Below are 21,821 nucleotides of genomic sequence, written 5' to 3'. Positions count from 1 at the left end.
GAGTGGAAACATTCAAATACGCAGCTTAGCTGCAAACTACTCACTCGTTGCTCAGTTTTGAGAGCTCAAACTCTCAAACAGCTTGCTTTTGCATGGAGCTTGTTCTTTGAAAACTAGATATCGAAACGAAAGTAAATGCGAATTAGAACATTCCTTTTTAGCTGAACTTGTGTATAACAAGTTTCAATAAAAACGGTAGTTAATTGCTGTTGCGATGGTATCGAGTGGGAGCGACTTTTGGCTTTGGACGCAGTCCAAAACAAGGGAAGTGAGCAATCGAAACCGGAGCAATTTGGTTAAGCTACTAAGAGCACACGGAGGATGCCTAGGCGCTAGGAGCCGATGAAGGACGTGGCGAACAACGAAACTGCCTCGGGGAGCTGTAAGCAAGCTTTGATCCGGGGGTGTCCGAATGGGGAAACCCAGCTGGGGTAATTTCCAGTTACTCACAACTGAATACATAGGTTGTGTAGAGGCATACCAGGGGAACTGAAACATCTAAGTACCCTGAGGAAGAGAAAACAATAGTGATTCCGTCAGTAGCGGCGAGCGAACGCGGAGAAGCCCAAACCAGAGAGCTTGCTCTTTGGGGTTGTGGGACGTCTCACATGGAGTTACAAAGGAACCGGTTAAGCGAAGAGGTCTGGAAAGGCCCGCCAAAGAAGGTAAAAGCCCTGTAATTGAAAGTCTGTTCCCTCCGAGACGGATCCCGAGTAGTGCGGGGCACGTGAAACCCCGTATGAATCCGGCAGGACCATCTGCCAAGGCTAAATACTTCCTAGCGACCGATAGTGAAGCAGTACCGTGAGGGAAAGGTGAAAAGCACCCCGGAAGGGGAGTGAAATAGAACCTGAAACCGTGTGCTTACAAAAAGTCAGAGCCCGTTTTAGGGGTGATGGCGTGCCTTTTGTAGAATGAACCGGCGAGTTACGTTCCCGTGCAAGGTTAAGGTGGAGAGCCGGAGCCGCAGCGAAAGCGAGTCTGAATAGGGCGACATAGTACGTGGACGTAGACCCGAAACCGGGTGATCTACCCCTGTCCAGGGTGAAGGTGCGGTAACACGCACTGGAGGCCCGAACCCACGCACGTTGAAAAGTGCGGGGATGAGGTGGGGGTAGCGGAGAAATTCCAATCGAACTCGGAGATAGCTGGTTCTCCCCGAAATAGCTTTAGGGCTAGCCTCGGAAAACAGAGTCGTGGAGGTAGAGCACTGATTGGGTGCGGGGCCCGCAAGGGTTACCAAGCTCAGTCAAACTCCGAATGCCATAGACTTACTTCCGGGAGTCAGACAGTGAGTGCTAAGATCCATTGTCAAAAGGGAAACAGCCCAGACCATCAGCTAAGGTCCCCAAGTGTGTGTTAAGTGGGAAAGGATGTGGAGTTGCACAGACAACCAGGATGTTGGCTTAGAAGCAGCCACCATTGAAAGAGTGCGTAATAGCTCACTGGTCGAGTGACTCTGCGCCGAAAATGTAACGGGGCTAAACACACCACCGAAGCTATGGCTTGATGCTTTGCATCAGGGGTAGGGGAGCGTTGTATAAGGGTTGAAGGTGTACCGTAAGGAGCGCTGGACATTATACAAGTGAGAATGCCGGTATGAGTAACGAAAAGATCAGTGAGAATCTGATCCGCCGAAAGCCTAAGGGTTCCTGAGGAAGGCTCGTCCGCTCAGGGTAAGTCGGGACCTAAGGCGAGGCCGAAAGGCGTAGTCGAAGGACAACAGGTCGAAATTCCTGTACCACCGTAAGCCGTTATGAGCAATGGGGGGACGCAGTAGGGTAGTGACGCGGACTGATGGATGTCCGTCTAAGCAGTAAGGCTGATGTGTAGGCAAATCCGCACATCATAAGGCTGAGCTGTGATGGGGAGCGAAAATTGTAGTAGCGAAGGTCATGATCTCACACTGCCAAGAAAAGCCTCTAGCCAGGTGAAGGTGCCCGTACCGCAAACCGACACAGGTAGGCGAGAAGAGTATTCTAAGGCGCGCGGAAGAACTCTCGTTAAGGAACTCGGCAAAATGACCCCGTAACTTCGGGAGAAGGGGTGCCCCGGTAGTGTGAATAGCACGAGGGGGCCGCAGTGAAAAGGCCCAAGCGACTGTTTAGCAAAAACACAGGTCTGTGCGAAGCCGTAAGGCGAAGTATACGGGCTGACGCCTGCCCGGTGCTGGAAGGTTAAGGGGAGTGGTTAGGAGCAATCCGAAGCTGTGAACCGAAGCCCCAGTAAACGGCGGCCGTAACTATAACGGTCCTAAGGTAGCGAAATTCCTTGTCAGGTAAATTCTGACCCGCACGAATGGCGTAACGACTTGGGCGCTGTCTCAACGAGAGATCCGGTGAAATTTTAATACCTGTGAAGATGCAGGTTACCCGCGACAAGACGGAAAGACCCCATGGAGCTTTACTGCAGCTTGATATTGAATTTGGGTACGATCTGTACAGGATAGGTGGGAGCCTTTGAAACGTGAGCGCCAGCTTGCGTGGAGGCAACGTTGGGATACCACCCTGATCGTATCTAGGTTCTAACCTGGTACCGTAATCCGGTGCGGGGACAGTGTCAGGTGGGCAGTTTGACTGGGGCGGTCGCCTCCTAAAGAGTAACGGAGGCGCCCAAAGGTTCCCTCAGAATGGTTGGAAATCATTCGAAGAGTGCAAAGGCATAAGGGAGCTTGACTGCGAGACCTACAAGTCGAGCAGGGACGAAAGTCGGGCTTAGTGATCCGGTGGTACCGCATGGAAGGGCCATCGCTCAACGGATAAAAGCTACCCTGGGGATAACAGGCTTATCTCCCCCAAGAGTCCACATCGACGGGGAGGTTTGGCACCTCGATGTCGGCTCATCGCATCCTGGGGCTGAAGTAGGTCCCAAGGGTTGGGCTGTTCGCCCATTAAAGCGGTACGCGAGCTGGGTTCAGAACGTCGTGAGACAGTTCGGTCCCTATCTGTCGTGGGCGTAGGAAATTTGAGAGGAGCTGTCCTTAGTACGAGAGGACCGGGATGGACGTACCGCTGGTGTACCAGTTGTTCCGCCAGGAGCACCGCTGGGTAGCTATGTACGGACGGGATAAACGCTGAAAGCATCTAAGCGTGAAGCCCCCCTCAAGATGAGATTTCCCAGTATGTAAGACCCCTTGAAGACGACGAGGTAGATAGGCTGGGGGTGGAAGTGCAGCAATGCATGGAGCTGACCAGTACTAATCGGTCGAGGGCTTATCCAATAGCAAGTGATAATTCGCATGTTTCGTTTCGAATCTAGTTTTCAGAGAACAACAACTCTGAAATGTAAGCTATGCGTTTGGTGGCGATGGCGGAGGGGTTCCACACGTACCCATCCCGAACACGACCGTTAAGCCCTCTAGCGCCGATGGTACTTGGACCGCAGGGTCCTGGGAGAGTAGGACGCCGCCAAGCGAACTCTTTCATCATACATAGAAAACAAGCTCTGCATGTGGACATTGTACGATGGAATGCATTTGCCCTGCAAATGCATATTATTCCCTGATAGCTCAGTTGGTAGAGCACTCGACTGTTAATCGAGTTGTCACAGGTTCGAGCCCTGTTCGGGGAGCCATTAAGGCCCGTTGGTCAAGGGGTTAAGACACCTCCCTTTCACGGAGGTAACAGGGGTTCGAATCCCCTACGGGTCATATTATGGAGGCTTAGCTCAGCTGGGAGAGCATCTGCCTTACAAGCAGAGGGTCGGGGGTTCGATCCCCTCAGCCTCCACCATAAGATTTTTAATAACGACGCGGGGTGGAGCAGCCCGGTAGCTCGTCGGGCTCATAACCCGAAGGCCGCAGGTTCAAATCCTGCCCCCGCAATTAGACTTTCCCAATGGAAAGTGATCTGGAACCGTGGTGTAGTTGGCCTAACATGCCTGCCTGTCACGCAGGAGATCGCGGGTTCGAATCCCGTCGGTTCCGCCATTTTATATCTATCAATACCGTATGCGGAAGTGGCTCAGCGGTAGAGCATCGCCTTGCCAAGGCGAGGGTCGCGGGTTCGATTCCCGTCTTCCGCTCCAATATTTGCGCCCTTAGCTCAGCTGGATAGAGCGTTTGACTACGAATCAAAAGGCCGGGAGTTCGAATCTCTCAGGGCGCGCCATTATAACTTCATAATTTGCCGGCGTGGCGGAATGGCAGACGCGCTCGACTCAAAATCGAGTGGGAAACCGTGGAGGTTCGAGTCCTCTCGCCGGTATATATAACGGGATGTAGCTCAGCTTGGTAGAGCACCTGGTTTGGGACCAGGGGGTCGCATGTTCAAATCGTGTCATCCCGATCTCGAAAAAGTACTATCTAACTTATAGATAGTACTTTTTTTGTGTTTATCTTTATTACGTTGCGATATTAAAGGGATTACGATTACGATGTGTGCTTAACATAACTTTCAATATGCCATCAGCTATTGGCCCATGGTCCCTTGCTTCATGAATATACGGGTTACTCTTCAGACGACAAGTTTTGCATAAAGCCTCGTTCTTTAGGTCACAATAGGTTTAAAAAGTGATAGAAGGGGTTCATGTGAACACGTTTAACTTCAGGAAACAATTCAAGAGACGCTGGCGACGGTGGAAACGAACAGTATGGATGACGGTTGCTTTGCTTGCAGTTACGATATTGGCTTACAGCGGATTGTCTATCTCATCGGCGATTGAACGTTTGCTGACCACTAATTTTAGTGAGGCAACTAGTGTGATGGGACCTGTTACGCCGGAGACTAGATCTGATCAGGAGATTCAGGCGTTAGTAGAGCAACTTGATACTGATCCGGATCATTTAACGAGTGTGGTTTTGGAAACACAGTACATTTGCGGAGTGGAGACAGAACAGTTGGGCAAGATGGCTAGACCACAGTTGAAGATGCTGCTGGTTCAACATCCGGAATGGGATGCTACCGTTAGAACATCAGATGAGTTGCATTTGAAGCAACGTGTAGATGACCTTTCACCGCTTTGCAAACAGCAGGCGTATATTAGCATAGATGCTGTGGGGAACCTTAATTTGTATGAGGGTAAGCCTGCAGAAGAGAAGGTTATTCGTACGTTTTTTCAATTGGATGTGGGGACGTTGGAGAGTTCTTTGCCTGAAGGGGTGCTGGAGCAATTGCAGCAGGGTATCCGGATTCAGGACAAGGATGAGTATGATAGCGTAATCTCAACGTTTAGTGACTATGCGGTGGATGAAGATCATCATTTAATCCGCAATGGCGGGTAATCTTTTGTGCTAACTTACAACGTTAAGATGCTGAAGTACTAATTAGATAGTTGGAGACCAGTGGCATTGGTATTTCGCGAAACTAAGTGATAGAAATCCAATATACGTGGAATGTGGTGATGGACATCGAAGAGATGTCCTTTTTGTCGTTTTTGCCGAAATACATGAAAATACGAATAAACATGAAAAAAATCACGAATAAAGACGAGTAATGGGTTAGACAAAGTTTTTCCTGCCGCAGGGTCTATCTTTTGTTATAATGAAATGAACGATACATATGTTCGCTTTTGTGAGGGAGAGATGGTTTTGCGTTTTTTGGGAATTGACCCGGGGATTGCGATTGTTGGTTTTGGTTTTGTGGATAAAATCGGCAGTAAAGTGGTACCCGTACAATATGGATGTATTCAGACGGAAGCTCATACCCCTGAAGAGGAACGGTTGCTTCATGTATATGAAGGTATGGTGCAATTAATTGATAAGTACAAACCGGACGCAGTAGCGTTAGAGAAACTTTTTTTCAATCGGAACGTTACAACAGCGATGTCTGTCAGTCAGGCTAGGGGCGTCATGGTACTTGCTGCTGCACAGAAGGGTTTGCCTATTGCAGAGTATACACCAATGCAGATCAAGCAGGCTGTTGTTGGGTACGGTAAGGCTGAGAAGAAGCAAGTGCAGGAGATGGTCAAAATGTTCTTGCGTCTTCAAGTCATTCCTAAACCGGATGACGTAGCGGATGCGTTGGCTGTAGCCGTGTGCCATGCGCACTCTTATACATTAAATTCCAAGTTGAATGAGGTATTGCGAAAATGATTGATTTTCTAAGAGGACAGTTCATTCATGTAGAGAATGATTATATTGTGTTGGACGTTCATGGTGTGGGGTATCGCGTATTTTGTCCGAATCCATTTGCGTTCGCTAAGCAAGAAGGCGAAATTACCGTGTACACTCACCATCATGTGCGTGAGGATGCGATGCTGCTGTTTGGATTTGTGACACGGGATGAACAGCGTTTGTTCCGCAAACTGATTGAAGTATCCGGTATTGGTCCCAAAGTGGCGCTGGGCATACTCGCTGGAGGTACACCAGAACATGTGGTTACAGCGATTTACCAAGAGAATTTAACGTTCTTGACCAAATTGCCAGGCATCGGCAAGAAGACTGCACAACGCATGATTCTGGATCTCAAGGATAAGCTGGATAGTTTCGGCGCGGCAGCGTATGCAACAGGTTTGTTCGCTCCTCCATCGGAAGAGTCGGGAAGTGGTTCAGCCTGGGATGAGGCACGTGAAGGTCTCAAGGCACTTGGGTATACTGACAGTGAACTTGATAAAGTATGGCTCAAATTGAAGAAGGATGTTACTACAGCGGATTCCGTTGATGTGTTGATGAAAAAAGCGCTGCAAATGCTGTTTACGGGATAATACAAATTGCATATTATAATATAGCTGTAGCCTGCAAAAAAAGGTAGGGATGAACATGGATGATCGGATTATTTCCGCGAACCTGATGATGGAGGACCAAAATGTTGAGTTGAGTCTTCGTCCCCGGTATTTGAATGAATATATCGGACAGAATCAGGTGAAGGAAAATTTAAAGATATATATTGAAGCTGCCAAATTTCGTAATGAGGCATTGGATCACGTTTTGTTATATGGACCACCTGGACTGGGTAAGACAACACTTGCCAATATTATTGCCAATGAACTGGGCGTTAATTTACGAACTACGTCAGGCCCGGCTATTGAACGCCCGGGTGATCTTGCAGCATTGTTAACCAATCTGCAGGAAGGCGATGTGCTGTTCATCGATGAGATTCATCGATTGCATCGTACGGTTGAAGAAGTCATGTACCCCGCCATGGAAGATTCGGCATTGGATATTATGATTGGTAAAGGTCCAAGTGCTCGGTCCGTTCGGCTGGATCTGCCGCCATTCACTCTGATTGGGGCTACAACACGTGCTGGCTTGCTGTCTGCGCCACTTCGAGATCGGTTTGGTGTTATCAGCCGCTTGGAATTCTATACGGTTGATGAGCTGGCTTATATCGTCTCGCGTTCTACCGAGATTTTGGGTGTGGAGATTGTGGGAGATGCTGCGCAAGAGATTGCATTGCGCTCACGTGGAACACCGAGGATTGCCAACCGTTTGCTTAAACGAGTACGTGACTTTGCACAGGTGCGTGGTGATGGGATTATAACGCAGACACTGGCGGAAGAAGCTTTGCAACGACTTCAGATTGATCCGCGTGGCCTAGATGAGATTGATCATAAGATGCTCAAATCGATGATCAACAGCTTCCGGGGAGGTCCCGTAGGGTTGGATACCATTGCGGCTACGATTGGTGAAGAAAGTCAGACGATTGAGGATGTTTATGAACCGTATCTGCTTCAGATTGGCATGATTCAGCGTACACCAAGGGGGAGGATCGTAACAGATCTTGCCTATCACCATTTAGGTCTGCCTGTTCCACCAAGAGACGGGAAATAATCGAACCTTGTGAAAGTTCACGATTTGAACATTTACCAATTGAAGGTTCACCATAAACATTGAAATATTACGTGTGTTAATCCGATATAAAGTGAAGGCATTGCATGGAGAGGAGTCTGAATGTGGGAAAAGCAATACGAACGAAGAAGTGGAGTCGTCGATTGAAGGTACTGGCGGCAGCTCTTTTGACAGTAGGTTGTCTTCAAGTGCCTGCGTATGCAGCAGGTAATGATGGACAGACAATCCGTGTAGCCATGTTTGCGAATCTGGGCAGTACGTATAAATCAACTACACCACTTATTACACTTGAATCAACGGGACAATGGAGTATCCAATCGGAAAGTGGCGCAAATGTAGGTCTTCCGGTTGGACAGGTCCGTTTCAGTGCAGATGGATTCAGAGTGAAAGTGTTGGAAACAGGGGATTTCAAGGCAGCATCTGCAGCAGCCAAATTGTTGCAGGCAACCGCGGATAAGCCGTTGCTGTTTACAACGTCTGTGAATGGAAATGCCATCTATCAACTCTACACAGGTAACTATGCAACAGAGGCACTGGCTGGACAAGCTGTTACACGGGTACAAAAGGTAGCAGCAGCTCAATTGGCTGGTCAAAAGCCAACTGTGACCGGAAGTAAGCGCCTGTCTGCTGGAACGTATGGTTCGCTTCAGGAAGCAGAGGCAACGCAAGCGGACCTTTTATCAGCAGGAGTTAGTAGTGCTTATCCGGTCCTCCTACTGAGTGGAGGAAGCCAAGCATATGCGGTATGGGTAGGTGAAGCTGTAACAGATGCGGAATTATCCTCAGTGAAGAAAAGTGTGGAGGCCATTCCAGGGATAAGTCTCTCAACTGTTAACAATAGTGCAGGTCTCATCATCCGTCAGGATGCGGGATTAAGTGCGGATGCGCTTAAAACAGCTCCGCATTACACGATTGCAGGTACTGAATCCAAAGCATTGGTACAAGGGAATAGCAATGGCATCAAAGTAGTGGAACGTTCCCAGCGAACGTATCGTGGAGATATGGAAATCAGCATCGTCAGCGGTGATCTGGCATTGGTCAATGTCGTTCCACTGGAACAATACCTGTACTCTGTCGTAGGGGCAGAGGTATATTCCTCCTGGCCTGCTGAGGCTCTGAAAGTTCAAGCAGTAGCTGCTCGATCCTATGCGCTTCAACAAGGAGATCGTTTCAAAATTGCCAATGTCGTGGATACGACACTCAGCCAAGCCTATAACGGGATTGGTTCGGAGAACGATAAAGTAACCAGTGCAGTGGATGCAACGGCCGGAGAAGTGGTTAAGAGCGGTGGCAAAATCATCGAAGCTGTATTCTCCTCCAATGCGGGCGGTCAGACGGCTCATCCTTCTGAGGTATGGAACGGCGGAGCAGGTGTGTTCACCAATGTAATTAGCTCGGGGGATACATCAGCGCAGGCAGGATTACATACGTGGTACCATGTGCTGCTCAGTTCAGGCATTAGCGGGTACATTCGTGAGGATAACATCAAAGAATTAACAACCAAGACCAACGCGGGTCTGGCAAAAGTGACGGTAACGGCTCAGAACACCAATGTACGTCCTGTTCCGTTGATTCAGTCCACCGTGGAACCTGTAGCCAAAATGAATCCAGGCAATGAAGCTGTTGTACTGGCAAAAGTGGCTCAATCCAACGACTATGCTTGGGTGAGAGGACCTTTCACGTCTGCCCAGTTGGTTAAATCCCTTCAGGGTAAAACGACAGCGTCTGTTCCTGCTTCAATCTCAACCTTGGAAGTAACCAAGCGTGGACCTTCTGGAAGAGCACTTGAAGTCACTGCCAACGGCCAGGCTATGACGGTGAAATATGCTGATACATACCGTTCTGCGCTTGGAGGATTACCGAGTACTCTATTTGATATTGCAGGAACCGGAAGTTATACTGTATTAGGCGCTGACGGCAAAACAGCCAGTAAAACCGGTTCAAATGGTGCCGCTGTAATGTCTGCCTCTGGTACAGGCTCATCATCCGGTAATGCTCTTGTGGTGATGAGTGGTGATGGTCAAGCAAGAGCGGTAACGCAGGGTCAAAACTTCATGTTCATCGGCCAGGGCAATGGTCATGGGTTGGGCTTGTCCCAATGGGGAGCCAAAGGCATGGCAGATGAAGGGTATGATTACCAGACAATATTGAAACACTATTATCAAAATGCGACTATTGTTAAGGAATGAAACTAAAATGAATGTGAACTTATATGATTTTGAATTACCAGAGCAATTGATAGCACAGACGCCGTTGCTTGATCGCACGGCTTCCCGTTTGCTTACCTTGAACAAAGATAGTGGTGAGATTAATCATCAAACGTTTCCTGATATTATCGATTTTCTGGATTCTGGGGATACATTGATTCTGAATGATACGCGTGTTCTTCCAGCCCGTCTGTTCGGTACAAAGGAAGACACCGGAGCAAAAGCGGAAGTCTTATTGCTTAAAAATGTGGAGGGCGACAAGTGGGAAGCACTGGTTAAGCCGGGTAAAAAGCTGAAAGCCGGTTCGGTTATCGTATTTGGAGACGAACTGAAGGCAATCATTGAAGAAGAAGGCGAGATGGGGGCACGTACACTTACGTTTACGTATGATGGAATCTTTCAGGAAATTCTGGACCGTCTGGGTGAGATGCCGTTGCCACCGTATATTAAAGAGACTTTGGATGACCGCGAACGGTATCAGACCGTGTATGCCAAGCATGAAGGATCAGCGGCTGCACCCACAGCGGGATTGCATTTTACGGATGAATTGTTGGATCAAATTCGTGGCAAGGGCGTTAATGTCGCTTTCATTACGCTTCATGTAGGACTGGGGACGTTTAGACCAATGTCGGTAGACAACGTAGAAGATCATGTCATGCATGAGGAGTATTACTCTTTGTCACAAGAAACGGCAGATCTTATTAACCAGACCAAAGAGAATGGACACCGTGTTTTCGCGGTTGGGACAACCAGTTGCCGGACTCTGGAAACAGTGGGCAGCAAGTTTGAAGATGGAGTACTGCAAGCAAGCAGCGGATGGACAAGTATTTTTATCTATCCGGGCTACTCCTTCAAAGTGATCGATGGGATGCTTACGAATTTTCATCTCCCAAAATCCACATTGGTTATGCTGGTTAGTGCACTTGCGGGCAGGGAACATATTATGCAGGCATATCAGGAAGCCATTCAAGAACAATACCGGTTCTTCAGCTTCGGCGATGCCATGTTGATATATTAATATAACGGTATAACGATTAACTTTTAGAGGATGATTAAAACCAATGGCAGCAATTACGTATGAACATATCAAAACTTGCAAACAATCCGGCGCACGTCTGGGACGTGTGCATACACCGCACGGTGTGATTGAGACACCGACCTTTATGCCTGTAGGTACACAGGCGACCGTCAAAACAATGAGCCCTGAAGAGTTAAAAGCCATGGATGCTCAGATTATTTTGAGTAATACGTATCACCTGTTTCTGAGACCAGGACATGAAATCATTCGTGAAGCTGGCGGATTGCACAAGTTCATGAACTGGGATCGTCCAATTCTGACGGACAGCGGTGGATTCCAAGTGTTCTCGCTCAGTGAGATGCGCAAAATTACGGAAGAAGGCGTTAACTTCCGCTCTCACCTGAACGGAGATAAGAAGTTCCTTTCTCCTGAAGTGGCCATGGAAATCCAGAATGCACTTGGCTCCGATATTATGATGGCATTTGATGAATGTCCACCGTATCCAGCTGAATATGAATATGTCAAAAAATCACTCGAACGAACGAGTCGCTGGGCAGAACGTTGTCTTGAAAGTCATGCTCGTCCGCATGACCAAGGTCTGTTTGCCATCGTACAGGGAGGCATGCATGAAGATCTTCGCCGTCAGAGCGCCGCAGATTTGACTTCCATGGATTTCCCGGGGTATGCTATTGGTGGACTGAGTGTTGGAGAACCGAAACATTTGATGTATGGTGTATTGGATTATACGTTACCTTTGTTGCCGTCCAATAAACCACGTTATTTGATGGGGGTAGGTTCGCCCGATGCGTTGATTGAGGGATCTATTCGTGGAGTGGACATGTTCGATTGTGTTCTGCCTACCCGGATTGCCCGTAACGGAACAACGATGACCAGCCAAGGACGTCTGGTAGTTCGCAATGCCAAGTTTGCAACTGATTTTGGGCCACTTGACCCAGAGTGTGATTGCTACACTTGTCGCAACTATTCCAGAGCTTACCTGCGTCATCTGATCAAAGCAGATGAAACATTTGGCCTGCGTTTGACAACGATCCATAATCTTCATTTCTTGCAGAATTTGATGCGTAACGTGCGTAAAGCCATTATGGAAGATCGTTTGCTTGATTTCCGGGATGAATTTTTCGATCAATATGGTCTTCATGACAATGACAAAGGTTTCTGATTGAGTTGTTGAGGGAACCGGCGTAACAAGCAATATCTGTATGTATAGTCGATAAGGGGGAGTTTGAATGTTTCAGGGAATGACTCTAGCAGGAACACCAGCAGGCGGTGGAATTGTATCTTTGATCGTACCTTTGGTACTCATGGTTGCAATCTTCTACTTCTTGATGATTCGTCCACAGAACAAAAAGCAAAAGCAACGGAATTCCATGCTGAGCCAATTGAAAAAGGGCGATAAAATTGTAACGATTGGCGGCCTTCACGGTACGATCGCTGAGATTACAGATGATGTAGTTGTATTGCGTGTAAACGATGTAACTAAACTGACGTTTGATCGTAATGCAATCAGCAGTGCTGTAACTCGTGATACGGCTGTTGAATAGTTGCTGTAACATAGAATAACGAGGGTGCGTTTATATGGCGTATTCCCTGGCAGAGAACCGGATCTCCTGGAGACCCGGTTCTCTTTTTTTTGTTTTATGAGGGAAAGTCGATGTTCTTCACCAGTCTGCTAGGAGCGATGTGTATTAACGCCGAACATGCCACCGAGAGCTGAAATGAAGAAAGCGCTGAGCAGTTGCAAACTATCTTTCCAATTAAATGAAGCATCCAACGCGAGAAATCCAATTAACAGTACGAGCAGTCCGTATACGATTCCGGTAATTCCTCCGTAGTACCATCCTTTTTCACCAGAACGTTTGCCTGCCACAAAACCACCAACCAATAACGATAAGCCATGCACAACATAAGTATACAACGAGAGGTCCTGTTCCCGCATTCCGCTCACCCAGAGAAAAAAGGAGAGGATTAATGCTCCGATAAACATCCATACAAAAGCCTGACAGAGGCCTGACAGAATCGGATTGGACACTCGAAACGAAACCAAGCGGCGGATCAATTGCATGAAGCAACCCCCTTGTACAAGTTTGAAGTTAATACAGTGTATGGTCAAGCCCTCTGACTTATGAACTGATTTCCATTAAATGAACGGATTATTTCTGCATGAGCCTGTAAGGTTCAGGTCAAAATATGGATTGCACTACTCAGCTACTGTTAATAACTCAGTTTCGAAGGAGGACCCCTGTTGTGAACTTCCCAGATGTTGGATCACATATCTTTCGAACCATTCTCATGTACTTTCTGGTGTATTGTGCAATGAGGGTTATGGGTAAACGTGAGATTGGTAAGCTATCCATGTTTGATCTTGTCGTGTCCATTATGCTTGCCGAGATGGCTGCTTTTGTCATTGAAGATATCGATAAACCGCTCTCTCATGGGATTGCCCCCATGCTTACCTTGATCATCGTACAGATCGGAATGGCCTTTATAGGTCTTAAAAGTCGGCGTCTTCGCCTGATGATTGATGGCAAACCTACGGTTTTGATCTCCAAAGGCGTTCTTCACCGAGATGAGATGCGGAAGCAACGATATAATCTGGATGATCTATTGCAGCAACTCCGCGAACAGAATGTTGACAGTATCGGTGAGGTGGATTATGCCATTTTGGAGACTACGGGTAAGTTGACCGTCTTTCCCAAGGATCAGAATGCTTCCAACGACAGCAATTCTTCAGGCTCTGATTCGGGAGGGACTTCTTCCAGTAAATCCAAAGCAGAGAAAAATCAGATTGATGGGCTGACAAATATCAAATACGAAGGTCTGCCGCTGCCCCTCATTATGGACGGTAAAGTTCAGGATCAGAATCTGGAAATCATCCAGAAAACAAGATTTTGGCTGAAAAATCAAATTCAACATAACGGAATTCTGGATTTCAAAGATGTATTTATATGCTCCATCGACCATAATGGTAAGATTTATGTAAGTCCAAAAGATGATAAAAAATGAAATTTATTTGCCTGACCGACGCTTGAACCATGCACCTATCAAAGGAGCACGGGACAGATCATGGAAGTCAATCATTTTGGTCCAGCCCATGACGATGAAATACACAATAAGCCCGACAAAAGGAGCGAGAATCATGCGGAGCCAGAAAGGCAAGATCATGGCAGTCTCTTCGTATACGAGTAGGGTCGCTGCTCCCATAATAAACATTCCGGCCCCCGTTTTGACCCAATCCATAATTTTGAAGCGGAACTGTAGCAGACTACGAACGCTTTGGGCGTGTAACAAGGTAACGACAGTAGAATTCACACAGATGGCGATGACTGCACCGAAAATCCCATATTCAGGACGGGAAGCGAGCGTCAAAATTAACGTGATTTTGATAACAGCACCGATGAATGTATTTAGCAGTGCTTTACCTGGACGATCAAGGGCTTGCAACGCAGCTTGAAGAGGAGCTTGAATATATATGAATAAAGCAAAAGGAGCCATTAGCTTCAGCATGCTTCCGATCGATGCATCATTATACAGAACAAGACACATCGGTTCGGCAAGCACATACATAAACACAGAAAACGGAGCACCAGTCACGAGCGCCAAACGTAATGCCTGATGCATTCTTTTGTGAATCAGCGCGCGATCTCCCTGAGCAGAAGCTTCTGACAGTGAAGGCACAAGTGATGTCGCAAGCGATGAAGTCAGTGCCCCCGGCAACAGCAGCAAAGGAATAATCATACCTTGTAGTGCACCATATTGTGCTGTAGCGATTCCTTTGGATATGCCTGCCAGAGCCAGACTCTGGGCAGTAACGATAGTTTCGGCCAGATAGGATAGAGAACCAACCAATCGGCCTGCTGTAACGGGAATCGAGATTGCAAGCAATCGCCGGATTAAACCGGGCTGTGGAGTAGTGGTTTCTTTCATAACTGAAGGAATTGGGTTTAAAGCTTTGGCTGAAGGTTTGGTTGTTAGATTGGACATGTTCTGTTGCATAACGAGCGGTAACTCTTTCTTCTGCCTGTTATACTTCCACAAGAGTACAAGCATACCGCCAAATTCTCCAACAAGGGCTCCGAGCATGGCACCAGCAGCAGCTTGTGCAATACCGTGGGGGAGGAGAAGCCAGGCAAACCAAATGACACAGACGATGCGAATAATCGTTTCAACAATGGATGAAATGGCAGTAGGCATCATGTTTTGCTTGCCTTGGAAGTACCCTCTGTAGACGGCTGATACGGCGATAATGGCAATCATGGGGCTCATACTGACGAACGTATGATACACCCGCTCATCCGTGAGCACATACTTGGTAACCCAGGGTGCAAATAGGATGCACAAAAACATGAATACCACACCCAGGGTCAACGTAAAGCTTAAGCTTACTTGCAGGATTCGTTGGGGGGAATAACGATTGGCGCCAGTGTCAGCTTCGGCTACGAGCTTGGCTACGGCCAGCGGAATACCACCCGTAATTAATGTCACCAGTACGATAAAAAAGGGATAGCTCAATTGGTAGATGCCAACACCTTCTGCACCGATGACTCGTGGCAGCGCAATACGCGGGATGAAACCAAGTATTCGATTAATTATGCCTGCCGCGAGCAGGATCATGGCCCCCTGGATAAATGTCTGTTTCTTCAAGACTACCCCTCTTTCCCGGTTGAAAGTACAGGTTATCATCATAAACGGGACAAAGCCGTTGTTCTTCATCCTATGCCAGTCCTTTATCTTCTCATGACAACTTGGACACGATTAACAAAAAGAACCATAACCAGCAAGAAGGAATATGATCAGGCGAAGTCGAATGATGTAATATTGATGCCGCATAAAGGCTTGGATGTACGAAGGGAGGCTCCCCGTTGGAAGAAATGAATGATGTGGAGTTGGAACAGTCAATAGAGATGCTCTGCCGAAGCAAGGCGGAGGAATTAAGGCTTGTCGGTTACGAATATGTCACCAGCAAAGATGTCTGGAATTGCGTCAGTCATAAATATGAAAAACAGGGCATTCCACCGCTTCACCAGCTGGTGAACGACATTTTGTCACTGAAAGCAACAAGCTTTATGAACTTTATGACCGTGTCTGCATACCGGGGGTCCTCTTTCTAGACGAAAGGGATCTTTTTTGTTGAAAATTGACTGCTTTTTACGGCATCGCTATAATAGGAATATTGAGAACGAAAGGGGATCTAGGAACGGCATGAAAAGAATTATCAGTTTCATTCTGGTCGTGCTTGTCACCACAGGGGTAATGGTGGGAACAAGCCCGGAACTGCTCAAAAATATACGCTTGGGCCTTGATTTAAAGGGAGGCTACGAGATCTTATATGAAGCAGAGCCGCTCGAAGCAGGACAACAAGTCACCAAAGCATCTTTGGTGCAAACGGCCAAAAGTCTTGAAAGCCGCGCCAATGCGCTCGGAACAAGCGAACCGGAGGTAACCACTGAAGGAAGCAACCGGATTCGATTGAAGTTGGCAGGGGTTACGGATGAGGCTGAAGTTAGAGCCAAAATGAAAGAACCGGCTGTTCTGACCTTCCGTAGTAAAGCTGAGAATGACAAGGAAGGCGAATACACCAAAATTGAACTTCGCGGAAATGAATTTGTTGAGAATGCAGCCAAAGTTGTATTCACTCAATTGAATGAGCCGATGATTGACATTCAAGTGAAAGACAAAGCCAAATTTTCCGAGATTACCAAACGCTTGATCGGACAACCTCTCGCTATTTATTTGGACGATGAGTTGCTATCTGCTCCAACCGTTAGACAACAGTTGACAGATGGTTCCGCTCAGATCTCAGGTGCCTATACTCGTGATGAAGCAAATCAGCTTCGTGACACCATTAACCTGGGTGCATTGCCACTGAAACTTACAGAGAAGTATTCACAAAGTGTGGGTGCAACACTTGGTAAGCTCTCTCTGGATCAGACAATTAAAGCGGGATTGATTGGTTCCGTTATTATTCTAGTGTTCATGATCGGGCTTTATCGTATTCCTGGCATTATCGCGAGTTTTGCCTTGATTACACATACGTGGCTGGTACTTGCAATCTTCTATTTAGGAGAATTCGTGCTCACCCTTCCAGGTATTGCGGCGTTTATCCTGGGTATAGGGATGGCGGTGGATGCCAATATCATTACGTACGAACGGATTAAAGAGGAAATGCGCAGTGGTAAGTCGATCTTGTCTTCGGTTAAAGCGGGTGGTAAACATTCCTTCCGAACAATCATCGACTCCAATGTCACAACCATTATTGCGGCCGCTGTTATGTTCTTCTTGGGTACAGGTGCGGTTAAAGGGTTTGCCCTCGTGCTGATTTTTGATATTGTGACCAGTATTATCACGAATATTTTCTTCTCCCGCTTCCTGCTGACCCTGCTCGTACGGGCTAACGTGTTGAAGAAGCCTAAGTACTTCGGAGTGAAGGAGAGTGAAATTCGTGCGCTTTAATTGGAATTTCGATTATATTAAAGGGAGTAAAATTGCCTATACATTCTCGATTATTTTGACTGTAGTAGGGATTATCAGTTTGCTCTCACTTGGATTAAACTACGCCGTTGACTTCCGTTCAGGATCAAATGTGGATATTACCGTATCCAAAGCCATTACAGCGGAGCAAATTAATCCAATCGTGAATGAACTGGGTGTTGACACAAAGGAAGTCCAGATTACAACTGGATCTGATCGGGTTAATATTCGATTCTCGAACGTACTGGATGAAAACCAAGAAAGCAAATTCAAGCAAGAATTTAGCAAACTGGATGAGACTGCTTCTTATGAAGTGAATACCGTTGATCCAGAAATGGCCAAAGAGCTTGAGCGTAATGCAATCTATGCGGTGCTGATTGCCAGTATCGGAATCATGATCTATGTTGCGATTCGATTCGAATGGCGATTCGCTTTGGCAGCAGTTGTTTCCATATTCCATGATGCCTTCGTAGTTATAAGTGTATTTTCTATATTCCGTCTTGAAGTGAATCTGACCTTTATTACGGCAGTGCTAACCATTGTCGGATTCTCTATCAACGATACCATCGTTATCTTTGACCGGATTAGGGAAAATCTGCGTTTTGCCAAAAAATCAACAAAAGCTGATCTGCGTGAAGTGGTAAACCGGAGTTTATCTCAAACGATGACGCGCTCGCTTAACACAACATTTACTGTATTTATAGCGTCACTCTGTTTGTTTATTTTTGGCGGAGAGTCTATTCGCATGTTCTCTCTGGCGATGGTGATCGGGACATTCTTTGGTGCCTATTCTTCGATCTTTATTGCAGCTCCATTATGGTTTACGCTTAAAGGTAAACAACAAACGAACAAGCCAAAAACAGTGGCTAAAGAATCTAACTAAACATCTTATTGTGAAGCCGCGTCTGCCAGGCGCGGTTTTGCAACTTTATGTACAGAAATAAGGGGGAATATTCATGACCAGAGAACATATCCCATCTGCTCAGGCTGCCACATGGAGTGGTATTGCTGGTAATATGGGACTTGCGGTAATCAAAGCGGGAGTCGGTTATATGGCAAACAGCAAATCATTGCTCGCTGACGGCTTGTATTCTGCTTCTGAAGCTGGTTCTGCCCTGGCAGGTCTCTTTCCCTCCAAGTCTGTACGTGATAAGAATAAGGCTCGCAGGGAGCGGTTTAAAGAACACTCACGGGTTGCCAGACCGGGAATCTCCGTATTGTTATCTGTGCTGATCCTCATGGGTGGATTACAGCTTGCCATCTCCGCATTGGGTAGTCTCTCCGGAAGTGAACCGGAAGCACCCGGCAAGTCGGTACTTTTGGTGGCTGTTGCAGCTCTGGCTGTAAAAGAAGCGATTTTTCAATTTCAGTACAGATATTTTCGCAAACGAAACCAGTCTCAGGCTTTAGCCTATGCACAGCAACATCGTCGTGCGCTCTATTGTTCTCTCACCGTGTTGATCGGCATTATAGGATCTATGGCTGGTGAAGAGACAGGTTTGAGCATGCTGCTCTACCTGGACCCTACGGCTGCATTGATTGCTTCCTGTTTTGTACTTCATAAGGGTTACCGAATGATTGTGGACACAGTATATGGTTCACTTGTTCAGGAACTGGAGCAGGAGGATGCGTCCGATTTCAAAGAGACTGTACAGCGCGTATACGGCATTATTACCATTGAGCACTTGGTTGCTCGGGAACAGGAACATGACGTTACGATTGAGTTGGTCGTTAGTGTGAATCCGAGAATCTCCATACTGGAAGCACAGGAAATTGCAAATCGGGCCAAGACACTATTGCTTACCCGGTTCAGTCATGTAAAAGAGGTACAGATTCAAGCGGTGCCTTATGATCCAGGCTATCCCTATAAATCCAATCATGAACTGCCCGATCACGAAGCGACATTAATTCAGTAGTGAAGCGCGGGTCCAGTAGATCAGGAAAGGAGCGTTATCTTTGCTTTATTCGCAATACCGGTGGAATACACCGAATATCAATTTGGAGGCGGCTGCGGGACTCTCGCAGGCGCTTTCCGTTTCCCCACTTGTTGGACGTTTGCTTGTGAGTCGAGGCGTGCACAATGAGAAGGAGGCCGAACGTTTTCTGCATCCTGATCTGAATCAAATGCATGATCCCTATCTGCTACTCGGCATGAATGAAGCTGTGCCTCGCATCAAATTGGCTTTGCAGCGCGAAGAACATATTTTGATCTACGGTGATTATGACGCCGATGGCGTATCCAGCACATCGCTCATGATCCATTTGATGCGTCATCTTGGTGCCTCGTACGATATCTATATCCCTCATCGCTCGAATGAAGGGTATGGATTGCACAACCATGCATTGGATTGGGCCCATCAACAAGGTGTTTCATTGATTATTACCGTGGATACCGGAATCAGCGCTGTTGAACAGATTGCCTATGCGGCAACACTGGGTATCGAAGTTATTGTGACAGACCATCACGAGCCGCCTGAAATTTTGCCAGAAGCCTTTACCCTTATTAATCCCAAACTTCCGGGATGTCCGTATCCCTTTAAAGGTTTGGCCGGAGCGGGAGTAGCCCTGAAACTTGCCCAGGCACTGATCGGGGAAGTGCCCGGTGAATGGATGGAGATTGCTGCCATCGGTACCGTGGCCGATCTGATGCCTTTGGAAGGGGAGAACCGGGTTATCGTCAGTTATGGAATAGAGTCGATGCGTGGTTCACGTCTTCCAGGTGTGGGGGCATTACTGGAAATCAGTGGAGTGGATCAAAGTCAGGTGACTTCAATTAATATTGCCTTTGCCATGGCTCCTCGTATTAATGCCAGTGGACGTTTGGATCATGCCGGGAGAGCGGTATCACTTCTCACCACGGAGAACCTGGATGAAGCTCATACGCTTGCGGGTCAACTTGATCTACTGAACAGAGAGCGGCAGCAAGTCGTAGAGGGAATACTACAAGAAGCAACTGCGCAGCTGGAACAAAAGATACAGCTACGTTCAGGAGCTGTTCCGGATGTTATCGTATTGGCTGGTGAAGGCTGGAATGTTGGAGTGGTGGGTATTGTGGCTTCCAAGTTGCTGGAACGTTATTACCGACCTACTCTTATTCTTGGAATTGATCCAGAGAGCGGTGTTTGTAAGGGCTCTGCGCGCTCCATTGAGGGCTTGGATATCTATGAGGCGCTCACAGTTAATAAACACAGTCTGGACCATTACGGGGGCCATCCTGCTGCAGCAGGTATGACCTTGCATCGGGATCAGCTGAAAGAACTTGAGGATGGCTTGAATGAGTTTGCTGCATCTGTATTGACTGAAGAGGACTTTGTACCTCAGCGTCTTGCAGATGATGAATGCAGAATCAGTGATGTTCCGCTGAAAGTGATCCAGGAGATCGACAGATTGCAGCCTTTCGGGATGAGCAATCCTTCGCCAAGATTCGTACTGAGAAGCGTGACTGTGAAGGAAACCAGAACGATGGGACGAGAGAAACGCCATTTGAAACTGATTCTGGAACAGGATGGTCAGCAACTGGAAACTGTCGCTTTTGGCAAGGGGGCGTTAGCGGAGTTCCTTCTCCCAGGTTCCGTTATTGATGTGATGGGAGAACTGTCCATTAATGAATGGAATGGGATGAGAAAACCGCAACTGATGCTTCAGGACATTCATGTTCCTCAGGTTCAAGTGTTTGATATGCGCGGTAATGCCGAGCCATTGAATGCGATGAAGCAATTCTTGAGCTCACTTGAGGTGCATCTGCGATACAAATCAGGTTCTGTTGGTGCTATTGTTCGGAAAGAAACAGACGTTTCCGAGGGAAATTCATTGTATGAACCTTGCCTTTGGGTATATGATAGAAAGGTCGGGTTATTTCCGTGTAATGCTGCTGCACAGCATTATGGACAGGAAGAAGTCCGGACGTTATTTGTGTTTGATACGCCGGAAACCCCGGAACAACTTGATGCCATGCTGGCTTTGTTCAGTGGAGCCGAGAATATCATCCTTCTGCACGGATCAGGCAACCGCCGAGATCGCCTTCAGATGCCTTCCAGAGATCTCTTTAAGCGTATTTATATGCAGGTGTTGAAATGGAAAGCTGAACCCGTGGAGGAACAAGAGATTACTCCTGTGCTCAGTCGTCAGTGTGGTTGTTCGCCGCGCATGATTACGATGATGTTGGATGTATTCGAAGAGCTTTCCTTCATTACCCGTGATAACGGCAAAATTGCGTTTGTGGATAACCCGCCTAAGCGTGAACTAACCGCTTCTCGTCACTATCAGGCGCTCGAAAACATGGCCGAGATAGAACAGGTGATGCTGGATGCAGCCACACCGCAACTGACACAATGGATGATATCCCGGATGAAGGGCGTATCTTAGATGGAAGTTTGTGTAT

Annotated in this window: 16 protein-coding genes, 9 tRNA genes and 2 rRNA genes; 25 read left to right on the top strand and 2 right to left on the bottom strand. The window is 47.3% G+C overall.

From position 1 onward, the window contains the following. Positions 1-294 precede the first annotated feature (294 nt). From NLBNIHML_RS10690 to yajC, 19 genes are all read left to right on the top strand, one after another. Positions 295-3,220: ribosomal RNA gene (locus tag NLBNIHML_RS10690) — 23S ribosomal RNA — on the top strand. Between the two features lie 76 nt (positions 3,221-3,296). Next, a 5S ribosomal RNA gene (rrf, locus tag NLBNIHML_RS10685) occupies positions 3,297-3,413 on the top strand. A gap of 84 nt (positions 3,414-3,497) precedes the next feature. Then, positions 3,498-3,573, top strand: a tRNA-Asn gene (locus tag NLBNIHML_RS10680). 4 nt (positions 3,574-3,577) lie between these two features. Next, a tRNA-Glu gene (locus NLBNIHML_RS10675) sits at positions 3,578-3,649 on the top strand. Positions 3,650-3,655: 6 nt separating this feature from the next. After that, positions 3,656-3,731: transfer RNA gene (locus NLBNIHML_RS10670), tRNA-Val, on the top strand. Between the two features lie 18 nt (positions 3,732-3,749). After that, a tRNA-Met gene (locus tag NLBNIHML_RS10665) sits at positions 3,750-3,823 on the top strand. Positions 3,824-3,850: 27 nt separating this feature from the next. Beyond that, a tRNA-Asp gene (locus NLBNIHML_RS10660) sits at positions 3,851-3,928 on the top strand. A 23-nt stretch (positions 3,929-3,951) separates the two neighbouring features. Then, positions 3,952-4,026: transfer RNA gene (locus NLBNIHML_RS10655), tRNA-Gly, on the top strand. 6 nt (positions 4,027-4,032) lie between these two features. Continuing rightward, a tRNA-Arg gene (locus NLBNIHML_RS10650) sits at positions 4,033-4,109 on the top strand. Positions 4,110-4,126: 17 nt separating this feature from the next. Next, a tRNA-Leu gene (locus NLBNIHML_RS10645) sits at positions 4,127-4,205 on the top strand. A gap of 7 nt (positions 4,206-4,212) precedes the next feature. After that, positions 4,213-4,286, top strand: a tRNA-Pro gene (locus NLBNIHML_RS10640). A 242-nt stretch (positions 4,287-4,528) separates the two neighbouring features. Further along, the gene (locus tag NLBNIHML_RS10635; RefSeq protein ID WP_342570891.1) at positions 4,529-5,221 is read left to right on the top strand and encodes a BofC C-terminal domain-containing protein; all 693 of its coding nucleotides are present in this window, start codon (positions 4,529-4,531) and stop codon (positions 5,219-5,221) included. Between the two features lie 306 nt (positions 5,222-5,527). Continuing rightward, complete coding sequence (gene ruvC, locus NLBNIHML_RS10630) at positions 5,528-6,031, top strand: crossover junction endodeoxyribonuclease RuvC (RefSeq protein ID WP_076252971.1); 504 nt, start codon at positions 5,528-5,530, stop codon at positions 6,029-6,031. Further along, on the top strand, positions 6,028-6,642 hold the full coding sequence (gene ruvA / locus NLBNIHML_RS10625) for a Holliday junction branch migration protein RuvA (RefSeq protein WP_036616866.1): 615 nt from the start codon (positions 6,028-6,030) through the stop codon (positions 6,640-6,642). Before ruvC ends, ruvA begins: the two co-directional genes overlap by 4 nt. A gap of 55 nt (positions 6,643-6,697) precedes the next feature. After that, complete coding sequence (gene ruvB / locus NLBNIHML_RS10620; RefSeq protein WP_091020485.1) at positions 6,698-7,708, top strand: Holliday junction branch migration DNA helicase RuvB; 1,011 nt, start codon at positions 6,698-6,700, stop codon at positions 7,706-7,708. A 122-nt stretch (positions 7,709-7,830) separates the two neighbouring features. Next, on the top strand, positions 7,831-9,915 hold the full coding sequence (locus tag NLBNIHML_RS10615; RefSeq protein ID WP_494354348.1) for a SpoIID/LytB domain-containing protein: 2,085 nt from the start codon (positions 7,831-7,833) through the stop codon (positions 9,913-9,915). A gap of 7 nt (positions 9,916-9,922) precedes the next feature. After that, on the top strand, positions 9,923-10,951 hold the full coding sequence (queA, locus tag NLBNIHML_RS10610) for a tRNA preQ1(34) S-adenosylmethionine ribosyltransferase-isomerase QueA (protein WP_342570889.1): 1,029 nt from the start codon (positions 9,923-9,925) through the stop codon (positions 10,949-10,951). Positions 10,952-10,994: 43 nt separating this feature from the next. Next, entirely contained in the window at positions 10,995-12,131 is a 1,137-nt protein-coding gene (tgt, locus tag NLBNIHML_RS10605; RefSeq protein ID WP_342570888.1) for a tRNA guanosine(34) transglycosylase Tgt, read from the top strand. A 67-nt stretch (positions 12,132-12,198) separates the two neighbouring features. Beyond that, positions 12,199-12,513 carry a preprotein translocase subunit YajC gene (yajC, locus tag NLBNIHML_RS10600; protein WP_342570887.1) on the top strand — a complete coding sequence of 105 codons (315 nt, stop codon included), beginning with the start codon at positions 12,199-12,201 and terminating at the stop codon, positions 12,511-12,513. A gap of 128 nt (positions 12,514-12,641) precedes the next feature. On the opposite strand, the gene NLBNIHML_RS10595 is transcribed toward yajC, so the two are convergent. Continuing rightward, positions 12,642-13,034 (bottom strand): TIGR04086 family membrane protein, encoded by a 393-nt coding sequence (locus tag NLBNIHML_RS10595; RefSeq protein ID WP_339237035.1) that lies wholly within the window; start codon positions 13,032-13,034, stop codon positions 12,642-12,644. 227 nt (positions 13,035-13,261) lie between these two features. Between NLBNIHML_RS10595 and NLBNIHML_RS10590 the strand changes: the two genes are divergently transcribed. After that, the gene (locus NLBNIHML_RS10590; RefSeq protein WP_445252622.1) at positions 13,262-13,975 is read left to right on the top strand and encodes a YetF domain-containing protein; all 714 of its coding nucleotides are present in this window, start codon (positions 13,262-13,264) and stop codon (positions 13,973-13,975) included. 3 nt (positions 13,976-13,978) lie between these two features. On the opposite strand, the gene spoVB is transcribed toward NLBNIHML_RS10590, so the two are convergent. Beyond that, positions 13,979-15,613 carry a stage V sporulation protein B gene (spoVB, locus tag NLBNIHML_RS10585; protein WP_339237030.1) on the bottom strand — a complete coding sequence of 545 codons (1,635 nt, stop codon included), beginning with the start codon at positions 15,611-15,613 and terminating at the stop codon, positions 13,979-13,981. A gap of 227 nt (positions 15,614-15,840) precedes the next feature. Between spoVB and NLBNIHML_RS10580 the strand changes: the two genes are divergently transcribed. From NLBNIHML_RS10580 to recJ, 5 genes are all read left to right on the top strand, one after another. Next, positions 15,841-16,080: a post-transcriptional regulator gene (locus tag NLBNIHML_RS10580; RefSeq protein WP_036617497.1), complete on the top strand. Its 240-nt coding sequence runs from the start codon at positions 15,841-15,843 to the stop codon at positions 16,078-16,080. A gap of 91 nt (positions 16,081-16,171) precedes the next feature. Beyond that, positions 16,172-17,422 carry a protein translocase subunit SecD gene (gene secD, locus NLBNIHML_RS10575; RefSeq protein ID WP_091020478.1) on the top strand — a complete coding sequence of 417 codons (1,251 nt, stop codon included), beginning with the start codon at positions 16,172-16,174 and terminating at the stop codon, positions 17,420-17,422. Further along, on the top strand, positions 17,412-18,323 hold the full coding sequence (gene secF / locus NLBNIHML_RS10570) for a protein translocase subunit SecF (RefSeq protein ID WP_339237024.1): 912 nt from the start codon (positions 17,412-17,414) through the stop codon (positions 18,321-18,323). Before secD ends, secF begins: the two co-directional genes overlap by 11 nt. A 73-nt stretch (positions 18,324-18,396) precedes the next feature. Continuing rightward, a complete protein-coding gene (locus tag NLBNIHML_RS10565; protein ID WP_472476652.1) occupies positions 18,397-19,356 on the top strand; it encodes a cation diffusion facilitator family transporter in 960 nt (319 codons plus the stop codon). Positions 19,357-19,396: 40 nt separating this feature from the next. Beyond that, positions 19,397-21,805 carry a single-stranded-DNA-specific exonuclease RecJ gene (gene recJ / locus NLBNIHML_RS10560; protein ID WP_494354347.1) on the top strand — a complete coding sequence of 803 codons (2,409 nt, stop codon included), beginning with the start codon at positions 19,397-19,399 and terminating at the stop codon, positions 21,803-21,805. The last annotated feature ends 16 nt before the right edge of the window (positions 21,806-21,821 follow it).

This window comes from Paenibacillus sp. JNU01 (assembly GCF_059130585.1).
The sequence above is the reverse complement of the archived record's forward strand: the minus strand, read 5'-3'. Positions and strand labels throughout refer to the sequence as shown.

Excerpts from the sequence above, each read along its gene's own strand:
- ruvA (WP_036616866.1), top strand. The coding sequence starts at position 6,028 with ATGATTGATTTTCTAAGAGGACAGTTCATTCATGTAGAGAATGATTAT.
- ruvB (WP_091020485.1), top strand. The coding sequence starts at position 6,698 with ATGGATGATCGGATTATTTCCGCGAACCTGATGATGGAGGACCAAAAT.
- queA (WP_342570889.1), top strand. The coding sequence starts at position 9,923 with ATGAATGTGAACTTATATGATTTTGAATTACCAGAGCAATTGATAGCA.
- tgt (WP_342570888.1), top strand. The coding sequence starts at position 10,995 with ATGGCAGCAATTACGTATGAACATATCAAAACTTGCAAACAATCCGGC.
- yajC (WP_342570887.1), top strand. The coding sequence starts at position 12,199 with ATGTTTCAGGGAATGACTCTAGCAGGAACACCAGCAGGCGGTGGAATT.
- NLBNIHML_RS10595 (WP_339237035.1), bottom strand. The coding sequence starts at position 13,034 with ATGCAATTGATCCGCCGCTTGGTTTCGTTTCGAGTGTCCAATCCGATT.
- NLBNIHML_RS10590 (WP_445252622.1), top strand. The coding sequence starts at position 13,262 with ATGTACTTTCTGGTGTATTGTGCAATGAGGGTTATGGGTAAACGTGAG.
- NLBNIHML_RS10580 (WP_036617497.1), top strand. The coding sequence starts at position 15,841 with ATGAATGATGTGGAGTTGGAACAGTCAATAGAGATGCTCTGCCGAAGC.
- secD (WP_091020478.1), top strand. The coding sequence starts at position 16,172 with ATGAAAAGAATTATCAGTTTCATTCTGGTCGTGCTTGTCACCACAGGG.
- NLBNIHML_RS10565 (WP_472476652.1), top strand. The coding sequence starts at position 18,397 with ATGACCAGAGAACATATCCCATCTGCTCAGGCTGCCACATGGAGTGGT.